Origin of the sequence: Belliella aquatica (genome assembly GCF_014637795.1) — a bacterium.
GTDB lineage: Bacteria > Bacteroidota > Bacteroidia > Cytophagales > Cyclobacteriaceae > Belliella > Belliella aquatica.
Genome location: NZ_BMFD01000019.1, coordinates 58863 through 59751, shown reverse-complemented (window position 1 = coordinate 59751; position 889 = coordinate 58863). Strand labels below are relative to the sequence as shown.

Sequence of the window (889 nt, the reverse complement as noted above, 5' to 3'; positions counted from 1 at the left end):
AGTAGTGAAAGTCACCAATTGCGTACTCGATCCTGTACAAACAATCTGATCGTCAACGGAATCAGCCTGACCAGATGGATTTACCGTTACATCAACATCGATCGACCTTCCAGCACAATCTCCTATATGGGGGGTAATAGTATAAGTAACAACACCTGGACTTGTACCTGAATTTGTTAGGGGCTGGATAATTTTATCCAAAGAACTTGGACTTTGGTCGGAGAAGCCTGAAATGGTTCCTCCTGTGGATGGAGTTGTTATGACTGCCGTCCAACTGTAAGTAATAGCCTGTGTTCCCGATGTAGGAGTGCTTAATTGTATGTTTGTACTACCTTCCGAACAAATCACTTCCGAATCGGGCGTTGCTACCACTTCTGCTACTGGATTCACCGTCACTTCTATCTCAAATGCATCACCCACACAAGATCCGTCATCTCCTGAGGTTGGTGTTACCAAATAGATTACCGCTTTAACAGTATTAGTGCTGTTGGTCAACATCTGGGAAATCGAAACTACTCCCGCTGTATTGCTTGCTGTGGCCCCGCTGATTGCCGGATCAACAGTTTTGACCGTCCAGGTGTATGTAGTACCTGATGGAACTATGTCTCCACCCAGTACATTCACAGGATTAACCGTAAATGCATCCCCCGAACAAATAGGCTCTGGAGCTTTGTTGGAAATAACAGGCGTAGGATTCACCGTGATCGTAAAAGTTTTTCCCAGGCCAGGGCAGGAAACAGAGCCATTGGTAAAGGTTGGAGTAACCGTAATAGTAGCAGTAATCGGCTCTTTGCTTGGATTGAGTGCCTTGAAAACCGGAATCTCTGTCACATCACCCCCACTTGAAGCAGCTAGTCCAATAGCTGTATTGTCATTGGTCCAAGAGTAG

At 45.7% G+C, this 889-nt stretch carries 1 protein-coding gene; it reads right to left on the bottom strand.

Annotated features, from left to right (window positions below; translation table 11 throughout):
• A partial coding sequence (locus IEV57_RS17495; protein WP_229744556.1) for a PKD-like domain-containing protein occupies nt 1-889 on the bottom strand: 889 nt, incomplete at both ends.